The organism is gamma proteobacterium symbiont of Axiagastus rosmarus (assembly GCF_059730925.1).
In genome coordinates, this window is the sequence record NZ_AP035925.1 from 423,939 (window position 1) to 438,943 (window position 15,005).

General features: G+C 57.8%; 13 protein-coding genes and 3 tRNA genes. 9 read left to right on the forward strand and 7 right to left on the reverse strand.

Annotated features, from left to right (window positions below; all coding sequences use genetic code 11):
- Position 1: 1 nt before the first annotated feature.
- From aaeA to AC6I8F_RS02030, 4 genes are all read left to right on the forward strand, one after another.
- A complete protein-coding gene (aaeA, locus tag AC6I8F_RS02015; RefSeq protein WP_125310645.1) occupies positions 2 to 931 on the forward strand; it encodes a p-hydroxybenzoic acid efflux pump subunit AaeA in 930 nt (309 codons plus the stop codon).
- An 11-nt stretch (positions 932 to 942) separates the two neighbouring features.
- On the forward strand, positions 943 to 2,895 hold the full coding sequence (aaeB, locus tag AC6I8F_RS02020; RefSeq protein WP_498028425.1) for a p-hydroxybenzoic acid efflux pump subunit AaeB: 1,953 nt from the start codon (positions 943 to 945) through the stop codon (positions 2,893 to 2,895).
- A 111-nt stretch (positions 2,896 to 3,006) separates the two neighbouring features.
- Positions 3,007 to 4,461 carry an NAD-dependent succinate-semialdehyde dehydrogenase gene (locus AC6I8F_RS02025; RefSeq protein WP_498028426.1) on the forward strand — a complete coding sequence of 485 codons (1,455 nt, stop codon included), beginning with the start codon at positions 3,007 to 3,009 and terminating at the stop codon, positions 4,459 to 4,461.
- Positions 4,462 to 4,476: 15 nt separating this feature from the next.
- Positions 4,477 to 4,746, forward strand: a complete 270-nt coding sequence (locus AC6I8F_RS02030; RefSeq protein WP_021508141.1) for a barstar family protein — start codon at positions 4,477 to 4,479, stop codon at positions 4,744 to 4,746.
- Between the two features lie 59 nt (positions 4,747 to 4,805).
- Here the strand turns inward: AC6I8F_RS02030 and yhcN (AC6I8F_RS02035) are convergent, their stop codons facing one another.
- The 4 genes from yhcN (AC6I8F_RS02035) to argR all read right to left on the reverse strand — a co-directional run bounded on the left by yhcN (AC6I8F_RS02035) (position 4,806) and on the right by argR (position 6,759).
- A complete protein-coding gene (gene yhcN, locus AC6I8F_RS02035) occupies positions 4,806 to 5,072 on the reverse strand; it encodes a peroxide/acid stress response protein YhcN (protein WP_021508140.1) in 267 nt (88 codons plus the stop codon).
- A 103-nt stretch (positions 5,073 to 5,175) separates the two neighbouring features.
- Entirely contained in the window at positions 5,176 to 5,442 is a 267-nt protein-coding gene (locus tag AC6I8F_RS02040; protein WP_021508139.1) for a YdgH/BhsA/McbA-like domain containing protein, read from the reverse strand.
- Between the two features lie 90 nt (positions 5,443 to 5,532).
- Positions 5,533 to 5,796 carry a peroxide/acid stress response protein YhcN gene (gene yhcN, locus AC6I8F_RS02045; protein ID WP_021508138.1) on the reverse strand — a complete coding sequence of 88 codons (264 nt, stop codon included), beginning with the start codon at positions 5,794 to 5,796 and terminating at the stop codon, positions 5,533 to 5,535.
- 492 nt (positions 5,797 to 6,288) lie between these two features.
- On the reverse strand, positions 6,289 to 6,759 hold the full coding sequence (gene argR, locus AC6I8F_RS02050) for a transcriptional regulator ArgR (RefSeq protein WP_021508137.1): 471 nt from the start codon (positions 6,757 to 6,759) through the stop codon (positions 6,289 to 6,291).
- A gap of 420 nt (positions 6,760 to 7,179) precedes the next feature.
- On the opposite strand from argR, the gene mdh reads away from it, so the two are divergent.
- Positions 7,180 to 8,115, forward strand: coding sequence for a malate dehydrogenase (gene mdh / locus AC6I8F_RS02055; protein ID WP_498028427.1), 936 nt, complete (start codon positions 7,180 to 7,182; stop codon positions 8,113 to 8,115).
- A 46-nt stretch (positions 8,116 to 8,161) separates the two neighbouring features.
- Here the strand turns inward: mdh and mscM are convergent, their stop codons facing one another.
- The 3 genes from mscM to rsgA form a co-directional block, all read right to left on the reverse strand.
- Complete coding sequence (gene mscM / locus AC6I8F_RS02060; RefSeq protein ID WP_498028428.1) at positions 8,162 to 11,497, reverse strand: miniconductance mechanosensitive channel MscM; 3,336 nt, start codon at positions 11,495 to 11,497, stop codon at positions 8,162 to 8,164.
- 17 nt (positions 11,498 to 11,514) lie between these two features.
- Positions 11,515 to 12,411 (reverse strand): archaetidylserine decarboxylase, encoded by an 897-nt coding sequence (gene asd / locus AC6I8F_RS02065; protein ID WP_021508134.1) that lies wholly within the window; start codon positions 12,409 to 12,411, stop codon positions 11,515 to 11,517.
- A gap of 93 nt (positions 12,412 to 12,504) precedes the next feature.
- Positions 12,505 to 13,554 carry a small ribosomal subunit biogenesis GTPase RsgA gene (gene rsgA / locus AC6I8F_RS02070; RefSeq protein WP_031279822.1) on the reverse strand — a complete coding sequence of 350 codons (1,050 nt, stop codon included), beginning with the start codon at positions 13,552 to 13,554 and terminating at the stop codon, positions 12,505 to 12,507.
- 102 nt (positions 13,555 to 13,656) lie between these two features.
- Here rsgA and orn point away from each other — a divergent pair, with 102 nt between their 5' ends.
- From orn to AC6I8F_RS02090, 4 genes are all read left to right on the forward strand, one after another.
- A complete protein-coding gene (gene orn, locus AC6I8F_RS02075) occupies positions 13,657 to 14,205 on the forward strand; it encodes an oligoribonuclease (RefSeq protein WP_021508132.1) in 549 nt (182 codons plus the stop codon).
- A 236-nt stretch (positions 14,206 to 14,441) separates the two neighbouring features.
- Positions 14,442 to 14,517 (forward strand) — tRNA-Gly (locus AC6I8F_RS02080).
- 91 nt (positions 14,518 to 14,608) lie between these two features.
- Positions 14,609 to 14,684: transfer RNA gene (locus tag AC6I8F_RS02085), tRNA-Gly, on the forward strand.
- Between the two features lie 199 nt (positions 14,685 to 14,883).
- Positions 14,884 to 14,959: transfer RNA gene (locus tag AC6I8F_RS02090), tRNA-Gly, on the forward strand.
- Positions 14,960 to 15,005: the final 46 nt, after the last annotated feature.

Sequence of the window (15,005 nt, forward strand, 5' to 3'; positions counted from 1 at the left end):
AGTGAAAGCGCTAATAAGAAAAATCGCGCGTTACGCCATTACGCTCCTGCTGGTTATCATCGCTGTTATTATCATCTTCCGCGCCTGGGTGTTCTACACCGAGTCGCCGTGGACGCGTGACGCCAAATTCTCCGCCGATGTGGTGGCGATCTCCCCGGACGTGACCGGACTGATCACTGACGTCCCGGTACACGACAACCAGCTGGTGAAAAAAGGCGATACGCTGTTTATCGTTGACCGTCCGCGCTACCAGAAAGCGCTGGATGAGGCGCAGGCGGATGTCGAATATTACCAGGCGCTGGTCAGCGAAAAACGCCGTGAAGCGGCGCGCCGTAACCAGCTCGGTACCAGCGCGATGTCGCGTGAAGCCATTGAGCAGTCGAACAGCGACCTGCAGACCAGCGAACATCAGCTGGCCAAAGCGGTGGCGACGCGCGATCTGGCGGTGATCGACCTCGATCGCACCACCATCAAAGCGCCGTCCGACGGCTGGGTCACCAACCTCAACGTCTATCAGGGTGAATTCATCACGCGCGGCTCGGTGGCCGTGGCGCTGGTGCAGCAGCACTCGTTCTACGTGCTGGCCTACATGGAAGAGACCAAGCTGGATGGCGTGCGTCCCGGCTTCCGCGCGGAAATTACTCCGCTGGGCAGCAACACGGTGCTGCGCGGCACGGTTGACAGCATCGCGGCTGGCGTGACCAACAGCAGCAGCAGCGTCGACAGCAAAGGCATGGCTACCGTGGACTCCAACCTTGAGTGGGTGCGTCTGGCGCAGCGCGTACCGGTGCGTATTCGCCTTGACGATCAACCCGGCAACCGCTTCCCGGCGGGGACTACCGCCACCGTGGTGATCACCGGTGACAAAGACCGCCAGACCAAAGTGTCGCCGATGGCGCAGCTGTTCAACCGCCTGCGTGAGTTTGGTTAAGCGGGGGCGATATGATTGAGTTTTTGCGTTTCCCGGTAAAGCTGACCTTCGCGCTGGTGGCGGCGCTGATGATTGGCTTTCACTTCAATCTGGAAACGCCGCGCTGGGCGGTGATGACCGCCGGCATCGTGGCTGGCGGCACCGCCTTTGCCGCGGGCGGCGATCCTTACTCTGGCGCGCTGCGCTACCGTGGCGTTCTGCGTATTATCGGCACCTTTATCGGCTGTATCGCGGCACTCACCATCATGATTGCGACGGTGCGCGCGCCGGTGGTGATGCTGCTGCTGTGCTGCCTGTGGGCCGGCATGTGCGTCTGGCTCTCATCGCTGATTAAAGTCGAAAACTCCTACGCGCTGGGCCTCGCCGGCTACACTGCGCTGATCATCGTGGTGACCGCGGATGCCAGCGGCGGCCTGACGCTGGCGCCACAGTTCGCCGTGGAGCGCTGCAGTGAAATTGTGCTCGGTATCCTTTGCGCCATTCTCGCCGACATGCTGTTTTCTCCGCGCTCGATCAAGAAAGTGATTGATGCGGAAGTGGATGCGCTGCTGGTGGCGCACTACCGCCTGCTGCAGCTGTGCGTGGCGCACGAGGATAAAGAGGAAGTCGACAAAGCCTGGAGCGCGCTGGTGCGCCGCACGACCGCGCTCAACGGCATGCGTAGCCAGCTGCTGATGGAGTCGTCGCGCTGGAGCAACACCAGCCGCCGGCTGCAAATGCTCAACACGCTATCGCTGACGCTGATTACTCAGGCCGCTGAGACCTTCCTGATTCAGAATTCGCGCCCGGATTACATCCCGCCGCAGTATCGCCTGCTGATTGAGAAAGAGGTAACCAGCGTCAGCGACGTACATAAGCGCATGAAGCTGATGCGCCGCGTTATTGGCATCAGCAGTAAAAGCGTGCCGTTTACCCTGGCCAGCTGGGTCGGCGCAGCAACCGAATATCTGCTGCTGATCAATGGCGTCAAAAGTAACAGCCGTATCACCACGCTGGAGGAGAGCATTCTGCAGCGTGAAGTGGTGATCCAGGCGCGTTCAGCGGAGACGCATCATGCGATGATCAATGGCGTGCGCACCTTTGTCGCCACCGCGCTCGGTTCGCTGTTCTGGCTGTATACCGGCTGGACTTCCGGCAGCGGCTGCATGGTGATGCTGGCGGTGATTACCGCGCTGGCGATGCGTATGCCGAATCCGCTGATGATGGCGAAAGACTTCTTCTACGGCATGGCCTTTGCGGTGCCGCTGGGCATGCTCTACTTCATCTGGGTATTGCCGGGCACCCAGCAAAGTGCCTTGCTGTTGTGTATCGCGATTGGCGCACTTGGCTTTATCGGCGGCATCTTTGTACAGCGGCGGCAGATTGGTACGCTGGGCGCGCTGATCGGCACCATCAACGTGCTGGTGCTGGATAACCCGATGAAGTTTGAGTTCAACGTGTTTCTCGACAACGCGCTCGGCCAGTGGATTGGCAGCTTTGTAGCGATGATGGTGATTTTGCTGATTCGTGACAAATCCAAAGCCCGCACCGGACGCAAGCTGCTGAATCGCTTTATGTATGCTGCGGTGGCCGCGCTGACCACCAATCAGGCGCGCCGGCGTGAGAACCACTTACCGGCGCTTTATCAGCAGCTGTTCCTGCTACTTAATCTGTTCCCAGGCGATATCGACAAGTACCGGATCGCGCTCACGCTGATTATTGGTCATCAGCGCCTGCGCAACGCGGAGGTGCCGGTCAATGCCGACCTGTCGGCGTATCACCGCCAGCTGCGCGCCACCGCCGACCGCATTATTGCGGCCAGCAGCGATGATAAACGGCGCTACTACTTTGAGCGCCTGCTGCAGGAGCTGGAAGTTTATCAGCAGAAGCTGCAGCACTATGCCGCCCCGGCCAGCGTGACGGAACCGGTGAAACGGCTGTCGATGATGCTGGATAAGTACCAGAACACCCTCATCCAAATCTGAAACTGACCGCTGCCTGGCGCAGCGGCTGGCCTGATGCCACGCTGACCCTCATTGCCCGATTATTGCCATCTATACTTTCCTGACAGGATGCTTACTGACAGGAGAATAACGATGTCCACTTCCCTGCAACAACACGAACTGTTCAACACTGGCTACTTCGCGGACGGCCAGTGGCACACCGCCAGCAGCACCTTTGATGTCACCAATCCGGCCACCGGCGAGGTACTGGCGCAGGTGGCGAAAGCCGGCAAGGCTGAAACCGAACAGGCGATTGCCGCCGCACAGCGCGCTTTTCCGGCGTGGCGCGACAAAACCGTCAAACAGCGCAGCGAAATCCTTTATCGCTGGTACCAGCTGATCATTGAGCACAAAAGCTGGCTGGGCCAGCTGATGACCGCCGAGCAGGGCAAACCGCTAAAGGAAGCCGAGGGTGAAGTAGAGTACGCCGCCAGCTTTATTCAATGGTTTGCCGAGCAGGCGAAGCGCGCCAACGGCGAAATTATCCCGCCGGCCAAAGCCGGTTCACGTATTCTGGCGACGCGCGAGCCGATTGGCGTCGTCGCTGCCATCACGCCGTGGAATTTCCCGATGGCGATGCTGACGCGCAAACTCGGCCCGGCGCTGGCGGCCGGCTGCACCGGCATCATCAAGCCAGCCAATAACACCCCGCTCAGCGCCTTTGCGCTGGTGGCGCTGGCACAAAAAGCGGGCGTGCCGGACGGCGTGCTGAACGCGGTAGCTGGCGACACGCACGCCATCAGCGACGCCATTATGGCTTCCCGCGCGGTGCGTAAAATCTCCTTTACCGGTTCCACCGCAGTGGGGAAAACGCTGATGCGGAACGCGGCCGAAACCATGAAGAAAGTCTCGATGGAGCTGGGCGGCAACGCGCCCTATATCGTGTTTGACGATGCCGATATCGACGCGGCGGTGCAGGGGGCTATCGCCAACAAATTCCGTAACGCCGGCCAGGTGTGCGTCAGTGTTAACCGCTTCTATATCCACAACGCAATATATGACCGCTTTGTGCATCAGCTGGCTGAGGCGGTGGGCAAACTGAAAGTGGGCAACGGCGTGGAGCCGGGCGTGGTGGTCGGGCCGCTGATTGAGCCGTCCGCGGTGGAGAAAGTGGAGGAGCATGTCAAAGATGCGCTGAGCAAAGGCGGGAAACTGCTGGTGGGCGGCGAGCGCCATCCGCTGGGCGGCAACTTCTGGCAGCCGACGGTGATTGCCGATGCGCATGAAGAGATGCAGCTGGCGCAGGAAGAGACCTTCGGTCCGGTGGCCGCCTGCTTCCGCTTTGACGATGAAGCTGAGGTGATCGCGCGCGCCAACAATACCGAATACGGTCTGGCGGCTTACTTCTATACGCAGAATCTGCAGCGCGTGTTCCGCGTTTCGGCGGCGCTGGAAGCCGGCATGATTGGAATCAATGAGTGCGCGGTCTCGACCGAGCTGGCACCGTTTGGCGGCGTGAAAGAGTCCGGACTGGGACGCGAAGGATCGGTGCTGGGCATGGAAGAGTATCTGGAAGTCAAAGCGCTGCACCTCGGCGGTCTGGCGTAGCGAGAGGATGTCACCATGAGAACCGAGCGTTTCGACTTCAATGAAATCGTCGATCAGGCTCATTTCTACCGTCAGTTTTGCGAACGTTTCGCGCTGGCGGATCGCACCATTCACGATCTGGACGATCTGTGGGAAATGATCATCGGCGAGCAGATCCCGCTGCCGCTGGAAATTGCGTTCATCAATCTGGGGAAAGGGCAGAAACGCCGCTATGGTGCGCTGATATTGCTATTCGATGAGGCAGAAGAGGAGCTGGAAGGCCAGCTCCGCTTTAATGTTCAGTAGCACAACCAAAAAGGGCCCCGGCAGGCGGGGCCAAAGGGTTCGTCAGAATTGACGAGGAATTATTTGTACAGCTCTGCAGTCAGGTGATAGCTGTCACCGGTGCGCGCTTCAATCACTTTATACGCGCTGGCACCCTGCTCATCGGCTTTCTGAGAAAGCTGAGCGCGGTAATCCATAGGTGAGCCGCCTGTTCCGCTAACGGTAATGGTCTGGCCGGTAGATTGCAGATTCTGCGCGGATTCATCCGTTACCAGTTGGGCAGCTGAAGCGCCAAAAGCGAACAGAGAAAGCAGCGTAGCGGTTGCGATGGTTGTTTTGATTTTCATAATTCGTCTCCTCATTAGAATCAACAACCTGCGGCACTAAGAGGGTAAGCGGGTCGTCGATCTTCTCCCGGCGACTGCATAACGCCGGATCGATAGTTAAAGTTTATTTGTACAGTTCAGCCGTCACGTGGAAGGTGTTGTCCTGATTGTTCTCAATGATGCGGTAATGGCTGGCACCCTGAGCATCGGCTTTCTGGGACAGTTCCTGACGGATATTGGTCTGGTCGCCGTCGACGCCGCTCACGCTAATGGTCTGATTCAGCGGCTGCAGATTTTCAGCCTGGGTGTTGGTTACCAGGGTGGCAGCACTGGCGCCAAAAGACAGAACGGAAGCCAGACTCAGTACAGCAATAGATAATTTGGTTTTCATGATTCACTCTCCTGAAATGGGGTGGGCAACCTGAGAGGCAAACGCCTCTCAAACGGGTCGCCGTTCACACTGCATCTTGTTCCGGCAAACTTATTTATAAAGTTCCGCGGTTGCGTGGTAGCTGTTGTCGTTATAAGCCTCAACAACGCGATAGGCTTTAGCACCTTGCGCTTCAGCTTTGGCGTTCAGCTGCTGATGGATATCCATCGGTGAGCCGCCGATGCCGCTGACGCTAATGGTGCCGACCGGCTGCAGGTTTGCTGCCTGTTCGGCGTTGATAGAATCTGCGGCGAAAGCACCAAATGACAGGGCAGATAGAACACTCAGGGTGGCGATAGTAGTTTTAACGTTCATGGTATTTTTCCTCGTCTTCTGTTTTTCTCTTTTTGATTTCGTGTGATTTGCATCACGAAAAGAAGTATAGATCTAATCACCCATGAAATTAATATCCCGCTAATAATGATTGGTTGTAATTCTTTATCCTTATGGCACATTTTTATAACGCAAAGTTATTAAAACCGCCTGGATCTTAACCGGGAGGGTGTATTTCCATGCAAAAACAATGATCTGCATCAAATTATCTTTTTGTGCGAAACAATGTGGTTGATCAAGCTGGCTGTGCGCTAAAAGCAAGAGATAACCGCTAAGCACTAATTGTAAAGCAGCGTAAAATAGCGCAAAGGGTTAAGCAGGCGAAAAGGTCGTACCAATAATTTCGCGCATTGAGAACCCGGCGGAATATGGCTAAGCAGTTATTTTGTAAGGTGTTGGCGGTAAAACAGCGGGAGAAGCGCGGGCGGGCAGGCAAGGTTACCGGCAGGTAAACCGCCGGTAACAGACAGGGTTTTATAGTTCCTGTTCGAATAACACCAGCACGGCGTCATACAGCTGCTTCACCGTAAAGGCGCGCGCTGGCGTAATAAAGATGGTGTCGTCACCGGCGATGGTGCCGAGAATGCCTTCAGCTTTGCCGAGGGAGTCGAGCAGGCGGGCAATCAATTGGGCCGCGCCCGGGCTGGTATGAATCACTACCAGCGCATCGTTATAGTCGATATCCAGCACCAGATTCTTCAGCGGGCTGGTGGTGGTGGGCACGCCCAGTTCGGCTGGCAGGCAGTACACCATCTCCATTTTGGCGTTACGCGTGCGCACCGCGCCAAACTTGGTCAGCATACGAGAAACTTTTGACTGGTTGATGTTGCCGAAGCCGTCTTCCTGCAGCGCCTGGACAATTTCGCCCTGAGAGCTGAACTTTTCTTCTTTCAGTAAGGCTTTGAACGCCTTTATCAGATCGTCTTGTTTAGATGGGTTTCGCATAAGCTACCAATAAAAGAGGGTTGCAGCAGGCAACAGGTCCGTCGCAGATAAATTATTATGCATTTAGATGAATTTTTATGCAATAAGCGGATGCGTGAATTCACGGCATGCGCGTGTGGGGCGGGCATGATAACAGAGTTTTATCCTGCACCAAAATCGCGCGCTGGCGCGCAAAGCGAAGGTTGCAAAGTTGTTATATTATTGAAGTGGTAACAACAAAACGATGATCATTGCCGTCCATAGTCTTCTGGCTGCGACTGGATCATTCAGGCGACTTCTGAAGTGGAGATGTCTCGGGAGCCGATTGCGGCGTAATGTTATTGCGCGACAGGTGTGTCGCTATCGCCTGAGAAGTTGATTAAACTCGTAACCTGATGGATTTCCGGCATATCTCTGCCCCACCTTAATAAGGAGTTCAGGATGAAAGTTGCCGTTCTCGGTGCAGCTGGTGGTATTGGCCAGGCACTCGCTCTGCTGCTCAAGACCCAATTACCCGCAGGTTCAGCCCTCTCACTGTATGACATTGCCCCGGTGACGCCAGGCGTCGCGGTTGATCTCAGCCACATTCCTACTGCCGTGAAAGTCGAAGGGTTCAGTGGCGAAGATGCCACGCCGGCTCTGCACTGCGCCGATGTGGTGCTGATCTCGGCCGGTGTGGCACGCAAACCTGGCATGGACCGCGCCGATCTGTTTAACGTCAACGCCGGTATCGTGCGTAACCTGATTGAACAGGTGGCGACCACCGCGCCAAAAGCGCTGATTGGCGTCATCACTAACCCGGTAAATACCACGGTGGCGATTGCCGCCGAAGTGCTGAAAAAAGCCGGCGTGTACGATAAAAACCGTCTGTTTGGCGTCTCAACGCTGGATGTGATTCGCGCCAACACCTTTGTCGCTGCCCTGAAGGGCAAACAGCCTACGGAGATTGAAGTGCCGGTGGTCGGCGGGCATTCAGGCGTGACCATTCTGCCGCTGCTGTCGCAGGTTAAAGGCGTCAGCTTCAGCGAGCAGGAGATCGCCGACCTGACGAAACGTATTCAGAATGCCGGTACCGAAGTGGTGGAAGCCAAAGCCGGTGGCGGCTCGGCGACGCTGTCGATGGGCCAGGCGGCTGCGCGCTTTGGTCTGTCGCTGATTCGTGCGCTGCAGGGCGAAGCCAATGTCGTTGAATGCGCCTATGTGGAAGGCGACGGCGAGTACGCGCGCTTCTTCTCGCAGCCGCTGCTGCTGGGCAAAAACGGTATCGCCGAACGCCGTCCGCTCGGGCCGCTCAGTGATTTCGAACAGCAGGCGCTCAACGGCATGCTGGAGACGCTGAAAAAAGATATCGCGCAGGGCGAAGAGTTTGTGAAGTAACTCGCGCGTAAAGAAAAAACGCCCGGCGCATGCCGGGCGTTTTGTTTTACAGGCCACCGGATTTGAAGGTCCGGCTGGCAGTCGAACCGTTGCTGGCGGGCGTTTTGCGCCCCAGCGTTTCCATGCGAACCTGGAACGGCGGGAACGGCATCTCAATGCCATGCTCTTCAAAGCCGCGCAGAATCAGCTGATGCAGCTCATGACGCAGCGGCATACGATGGCCCATCTCCGCCGCGTGCACGCGCAGCTCAAACAGCTGAATGCCCTGCTGCAAGTCCACCAGGAACACATCCGGCGCTGGCATATCCAGCACGTAGGTGCAGCGATCGGCCGCCTGCTTCAGGATGGTCGTCACCTCTTCGCTGTTAACGTGGGCCGGTGCCGGAATGGTCAGCACCACGCGCGTCACCGAATCCGACAGCGACCAGTTGACGAACTGCTCGGTGATAAAGGCCTTGTTCGGCACGATAATCTCTTTGCGGTCCCAGTCGGTAATGGTGGTGGCGCGCGTATTGATGCGGGTGATGCTGCCGGTCAAATCGCGAATGGTCACGGTATCGCCGATACGAATTGGTTTCTCAAACAGGATGATCAGGCCGGAGATAAAGTTGGCAAAGATCTCCTGCATCCCAAAGCCCAGCCCCAGACCCAGCGCCGCTACCAGCCACTGCAGTTTTGACCACTCCACGCCAATAATCGAAAAGCCAATCAGACCGCCGACCAGCATCAGCGCGTATTTGGTCAGGGTGGTAATGGCGTAACCGGTACCGGGCGACAGGCTGAGGTGTTGCAGCAGCGCCAGCTCCAGCAGCGCCGGCATATTGCGCACCAGCTGGGTGGTAATGATAAAGATCAGGATGGCGATCAGCACGGCACCCAGCGTAATGGGCTGTACGCTCTCGACGCCCTGCACCGTGGTGCTGGCATCCCACAGCGGAATGTTGTCGAGGAAGCTAAACGCGGAGTGAATCTCAGACCACAGCACAATCACTGACACCAGCGCAATCAGCGTCAGAATCGAGCGGACCAGCCGCAGCGACTGCGCGCTGATCGCATCCAGATCGATAATCGGCTCTTCGACTTCCACGGTATCGGTGCTGACGGCAGACTGCTGCTCTTTTTCCTCTTCGCTGCGCGCGCGGTTGGCCAGCATATCGGCACGACGCTGGCGCGCACGGTCAAAGGCGATGCGGCGGCGCTGAATCAGCATCCAGCGGCGAATGATGTGGTAAATCACCAGCAGGAAGAACCAGATGCCGACCGAGGTTTCCAGACGCGCCAGCAGCGCCTGCGCGGTGGCCAGATAGCCAATGCAGGAGGCCAGCGCCGCCACCAGCGGAATGGCAATCATCAGGTTCCACAGAATCCGGTTAACGAAGTTGTCGCCGTCGCCCTCTTTATCTAAATAGAGCGGGATACCGGCGCGTTTCAGGCTGACGGTGACAATGCTCAGCGCCCCGCAGATCAGAATAAAGCACAGGCGCCCCAGCGTAGCGGAGAACTGCGGATCGTCGAGGTTGGCGAAAGCAATCAGCAGCATAATCAGCGGTACGATCAGGCCGACCGTCAGCGAGTAATAACGCATGGCGCGCGCGACCCGCGCCTGCGGCCAGCGGAAGTGCACGACAAACAGGCCGTCAGGACGGGCAAAAGCCGCGCTGATCATGAATGCCCACAGCAGCGGCAGGGTGGCAGTGATGCCATCGCCAATCGCTACGGCAAACGGGTAAGGCCAGGCGTGCTGCAGGCCAAACCCGAGCGCGGCCCACAGCACCGGCAGCGGCACCGCGACCAGAATCGACCAGAAGACGGTGCGCAGTGTCAGGCTGAAGCGGTCCTGCGTCACTTTCCCCACGCGGCTGGCCGCGCGCGCCATAAAGGCGTTGTAGTGACGACGCGTGCTGATGCTAAAGCCCACCAGCAGAATGGCGCCAATAATCGGCAGCACCGTTTCGCGGTTAGTGAACATCATCGCCAGCGCTTTGCCCAGCTGGCCCAGCGTGTCCAGCGACAGCAGGCGCGTCAGATCGGTTGCCACGTCCAGCGGATATTTCAGGCCAACCGGGCTGACGTCGGCGGTCCAGAACAGATAGCGGTGCGTCGCCTCTTTAACTTCACTCAGCGCGTCCTGCAGCTGCGTATTGGAAACCTTCAGCTTGGTGATTTCCAGAATCAGCGTGTCGCAGCCGGAAATCAGCGAGTTAAGCAGTTCACGCTGGGTTTTCAGCTGGGCATCCAGAATGCGCGTCTGTTCACTGGTGAACGGCGTGCCGTCCGCCTGTTTCTCTTTGCGCAGCGCCTGCTGGCGCTCCAGCAGGTCTTCATAATGCAGCCGCTGCACGCGCAGCTGGCCCATTTCACTGTCGATCTGCTGGGATTTCGGCATCTCCGGCAGGCGCGCCACCTGCGCGCGCAGCGCTTCACCCAGCAGATTCGACACGCCCAGCCACTGTGACTGCTCGCGCAGCGTGCTCAGCGCCTGGCGCACCTGCAATGTCTGATTGGTGGCGAGACGCTGCTGCGAGGCCACCAGATCCATACGCTGCGCCTGCTGATTCAGATCGGCGGAGAGCTCGCGGTTAACGCGGAACTGATCGCTGATGGAGGCCGGCAGATCGCCGCTGTTTTCCGCCAGCTGTTCGGTGCGCTCCAGCGCCAGTTCGGCTTCGCGCTGGCGCTGGTTGTTGAGCTGATTGCGCAGCGCCTGCAGATAGTTATCCAGCTGGGTGGCTTTGCGCTGATGCACTTCCGCGCGCATGCGCGCCAGCTCCTGACGGTTATTAGCCGACAGCTGCGCCAGCTCCAGCTCATCTACCCGCGCTTTACTGGCAGCGCTCTCGGTCTGACGCGCATAAATCTGCGCCTGTGCCAGCGGGGTAGCGGCAGCCGCCACGCCCTGTGCGCGCCGTTCGCTTTCGGTCATGGCGCGCCGCGCATCGGTCTGCTGCTGCGGCAGCTGCGACAGAGAATCGCTGATTTCTCGGGCGCGATCCTGCTCCTGCTGCGCCTGGCGGCTCTCCTCCAGCAGCTGGCTGCTAACCTGCAGGATCTCCTGATCCAGCTCGGCATTGCTCATGTTGCTGCGCACTGGCTTGCTGCTGTCGGTCAGCGTGGCGATTTGCTGACGCAGTTCGCGCGCCAGCCGCGGGAAATCATCGATCACCTGCTGATACTGTTTGGCCCGTTCCAGCGAGTCGTCGCGTTCGGACAGTAAGTTAATTGCTGCTTCCAGCGCCTGCACCTGTTCGGCCTGGCTGGGCGAGCTTTTCGCGGATTTCGCCGTTTCCAGATCCTGTTTCAGCTGGCTGGCGGGTGGAACGGTGGCGGCAAAGACGGTGCTGCTGAGAACCAGGCTCAGCAGCAGAAAAAGAGAGGCGCGCACGGCGGTGTTTCCCGGAATTAGTCGATGAGCGGAGCGCTGTCGCCGGGCTGCGGCAGGGCGATAGCCAGCGGCTGACCCAGGCGGGTTTTGCTTTCGGCTTCAAGGCTTTCAGCCAGCTTAACGCGGTTCGGCGCGAACAGGTTGATCACCGTCGAGCCCAGCTTAAAGCGGCCCATCTCCTGACCTTTCAGCAGCACGACCGCGCCATCATGATCGGCCGATGGGTAGCGCCAGCGTTTGATCACCCCTTCGCGCGGCGGCGTCACGGTGCCGGCCCAGACGGTTTCGATGCTGCCGACGATGGTGGCACCCACGAGGATCTGCACCATCGGGCCATGATCGGTATCAAATACGCAGATCACGCGTTCGTTACGGGCAAACAGGTTCGGGATGTTGCGCGCGGTCAGCGGGTTAACCGAGTAGAGATCGCCCGGCACGTAGATCATTTCGCGCAGGATGCCGTTACATGGCATGTGCACGCGGTGGTAGTCGCGCGGCGCCAGGTAAGTGGTAACGAACTCACCGTCGACAAATTTTTCCGCCAGATCGTCATTGCCGGCCAGCAGCGCCTGCAGCGAGTAGGTGTGGCCTTTGGCCTGGAAGATCTGATCGCCAGCAATACGGCCCAGCTGGCTGATGGCGCCATCCGCTGGCAAGGCCAGCAGCGAAGCGTCCGGATCGATAGGGCGTGCACCCTCTTTTAACGGGCGTACAAAGAAGTCATTAAAGGTGCGGTAGCTGCCGGTGTGCGGCTTGCTGGCTTCCGCCATATCCACTTTGTAGAACCAGACAAAAATGTCGATGACCGCTTTGGTCAGCCAGCCAGCGCGGCGGCTGGCGCCCCAACCGGCGAGTTCGGTCAGCGCTTTTTTAGGCAGAATGTGATTCAGGCCGAGTTTAAAACGATCAAACACCGTTGCCTCCTGGCTTAATAACGTTTGGTTTACACAAAAGGGGGCGGATTGTAGCAGCGCCCCGGTCAGTTGGCGAATGTGCCGTTGTACCCGTTAATCTTCGCTGGCGGAAAAGTTTTTACGCGTTTTTACTTGCGCCATGCTCTCCAGAATACGGTGGTAGTTATCGAAGCGTGAAATGTCGATGATCCCGTTCTCCACCGCTTCGCGGATGGCGCAGCCAGGGTCGTTGTCGTGCTTGCAGTCACGGAACTTGCAACCGCCGAGAAATTCACGGAATTCGACAAATCCCTGGGTAATTTGTTCCGGCTCCAGATGCCACAAACCGAACTCGCGCACGCCAGGCGAATCGATGACATCGCCGCCGTGCGGGAAGTGATACAGCCGTGAGGCGGTGGTGGTGTGCTGGCCGAGGCCGGACACGTCCGACACATCATTGGTCAGGATCTCATCGCCTGCCAGGTCGAGGCCGAGCAGGTTGTTCAGCAGGCTGGATTTCCCCACGCCCGACTGACCGGCAAAAATGCTGACCCGGCCGGTGAGCGCCGCTTCCAGATCCTTCAGTCCATCTTTGGCGCGGCTCGACACCATCAGTACGCGATAGCCAATGTGGCGATAGATATCCATCTGCTCATCGACAAACGCCCGCGCGTCGTCATCCAGCAGATCGGTTTTATTCAGTACCAGCAGCGGCTCCACGCCGAGCGTTTCGCTGGCCACCAGATAGCGATCGATAATGTTCAGCGACAGCTCTGGCAGGATCGCCGACACAATAATGATCTGATCAATGTTAGCGGCGATCGGTTTCACGCCGTCATAGAAGTCCGGGCGCGTCAGCACCGTCTGGCGCGGGTGCACGGCTTCAACAATACCTTTGCCACCGTTTTCGCCGGCGGCGCGCCACACTACGCGGTCACCGGTGACCAGCGAGCGAATAGTGCGGCGAATATTACAGCGATGCACCTCGCCGGCGCTGTCTTCCACATCCGCGTGCATGCCAAAGCGGCTGATTACTACGCCCTCAGAGGCTTCACCAAACAGGCTGTCGTCCGGTTCCGGCTTTTCGTTCCGTTGCTGCAGACGACGCTGATGGTTGGCGCTGACGCGACGTTGTTGACCCTTCGACAATTTATTTTTGCTCACGCATCCTCTCACGCTTTCGCCAGGCTTCGCCCCGCTGGGCAAAACGTCTATGATACACCTTAATTCAGGCTAATGACGACTTTGGCAACAGGCGGGAAATGCATGACAGCGGGAAATGAAAACAATCTGATTTGGATCGACCTGGAAATGACCGGACTGGATCCGGAGCGCGATCGCATTATTGAGATCGCCACCATTGTAACGGACGCCAACCTCAACATTCTGGCCGAAGGTCCGGTACTGGCGGTGCATCAGTCCGATGCGCAGCTGGCGCTGATGGATGACTGGAATGTACGCACCCACACCAATAGCGGGCTGGTTGCGCGCGTGAAGGCCAGCCAGCATGACGATCGTGCGGCGGAGCAGGCGACGATTGCGTTTCTGCAGCAGTGGGTTCCGGCCAACACCTCACCGATTTGCGGCAACAGCATTGGCCAGGATCGCCGCTTCCTGTTTAAGTACATGCCGGAGCTGGAAGCCTATTTCCACTACCGCTATCTCGATGTCAGCACGCTGAAAGAGCTGGCGCGCCGCTGGAAGCCAGAGATTCTGCCTGGCTTTAAAAAGGCCGGTACGCATCAGGCGCTGGACGACATTCGCGAGTCAATCGCCGAGCTGGCCTATTATCGCGAGCACTTCCTGCAGCTGTAAGCCACAGCGGGTGCGCAGGAAAGCAGCAGTTTGCCGATTAAAACAGCAAACGCGCGCAAAGCGCAAAATTTTGCTTTGCAACGCTTGCGGCGGGAAGGAATTCTCGTATAATGCGCACCCCGTACCGGTGAAGAATTTACAACAGGTACGGAGCAGTAAAAGTAACAAATGTTCTGAATCAGGTAGTTCAGTTGCGCTAAGGCGGTCAACGCCGCAGCAGATTGAAAGACAATGATGCGGGAATAGCTCAGTTGGTAGAGCACGACCTTGCCAAGGTCGGGGTCGCGAGTTCGAGTCTCGTTTCCCGCTCCAGAACGTGCAGTAAAAAGTAATGCATCAGAATCAAGGATTTCAGCCGCGTCCAGGCCGTTAACGCCGCAGCGCAATGAAAGACGACGATTATGCGGGAATAGCTCAGTTGGTAGAGCACGACCTTGCCAAGGTCGGGGTCGCGAGTTCGAGTCTCGTTTCCCGCTCCAGTCTCTGTTGCAGTACGCCATCCAAATCACGGATTTAGTCTTTTTGCGGTTGTTGTGACTTAAGAATGCCGGTACATAATCGAGTATTTGAGTTTGCAACAAGGCGGCAACTGAGCGAATCCCTGGGAGCTTACACGAGTAAGTGACCTGGGTGAGCGAAGGCAGCCAACGCCGTGGCAGACTAAAATACGAAGATTATGCGGGAATAGCTCAGTTGGTAGAGCACGACCTTGCCAAGGTCGGGGTCGCGAGTTCGAGTCTCGTTTCCCGCTCCAGATTTTCATATTCACTAAAGTTATTTGCCCCCGGGCACAATCAGAC

Excerpts from the sequence above, each read along its gene's own strand:
- aaeB (WP_498028425.1), top strand. The coding sequence starts at position 943 with ATGATTGAGTTTTTGCGTTTCCCGGTAAAGCTGACCTTCGCGCTGGTG.
- AC6I8F_RS02025 (WP_498028426.1), top strand. The coding sequence starts at position 3,007 with ATGTCCACTTCCCTGCAACAACACGAACTGTTCAACACTGGCTACTTC.
- AC6I8F_RS02030 (WP_021508141.1), top strand. The coding sequence starts at position 4,477 with ATGAGAACCGAGCGTTTCGACTTCAATGAAATCGTCGATCAGGCTCAT.
- yhcN (WP_021508140.1), bottom strand. The coding sequence starts at position 5,072 with ATGAAAATCAAAACAACCATCGCAACCGCTACGCTGCTTTCTCTGTTC.
- AC6I8F_RS02040 (WP_021508139.1), bottom strand. The coding sequence starts at position 5,442 with ATGAAAACCAAATTATCTATTGCTGTACTGAGTCTGGCTTCCGTTCTG.
- yhcN (WP_021508138.1), bottom strand. The coding sequence starts at position 5,796 with ATGAACGTTAAAACTACTATCGCCACCCTGAGTGTTCTATCTGCCCTG.
- argR (WP_021508137.1), bottom strand. The coding sequence starts at position 6,759 with ATGCGAAACCCATCTAAACAAGACGATCTGATAAAGGCGTTCAAAGCC.
- mdh (WP_498028427.1), top strand. The coding sequence starts at position 7,180 with ATGAAAGTTGCCGTTCTCGGTGCAGCTGGTGGTATTGGCCAGGCACTC.
- orn (WP_021508132.1), top strand. The coding sequence starts at position 13,657 with ATGACAGCGGGAAATGAAAACAATCTGATTTGGATCGACCTGGAAATG.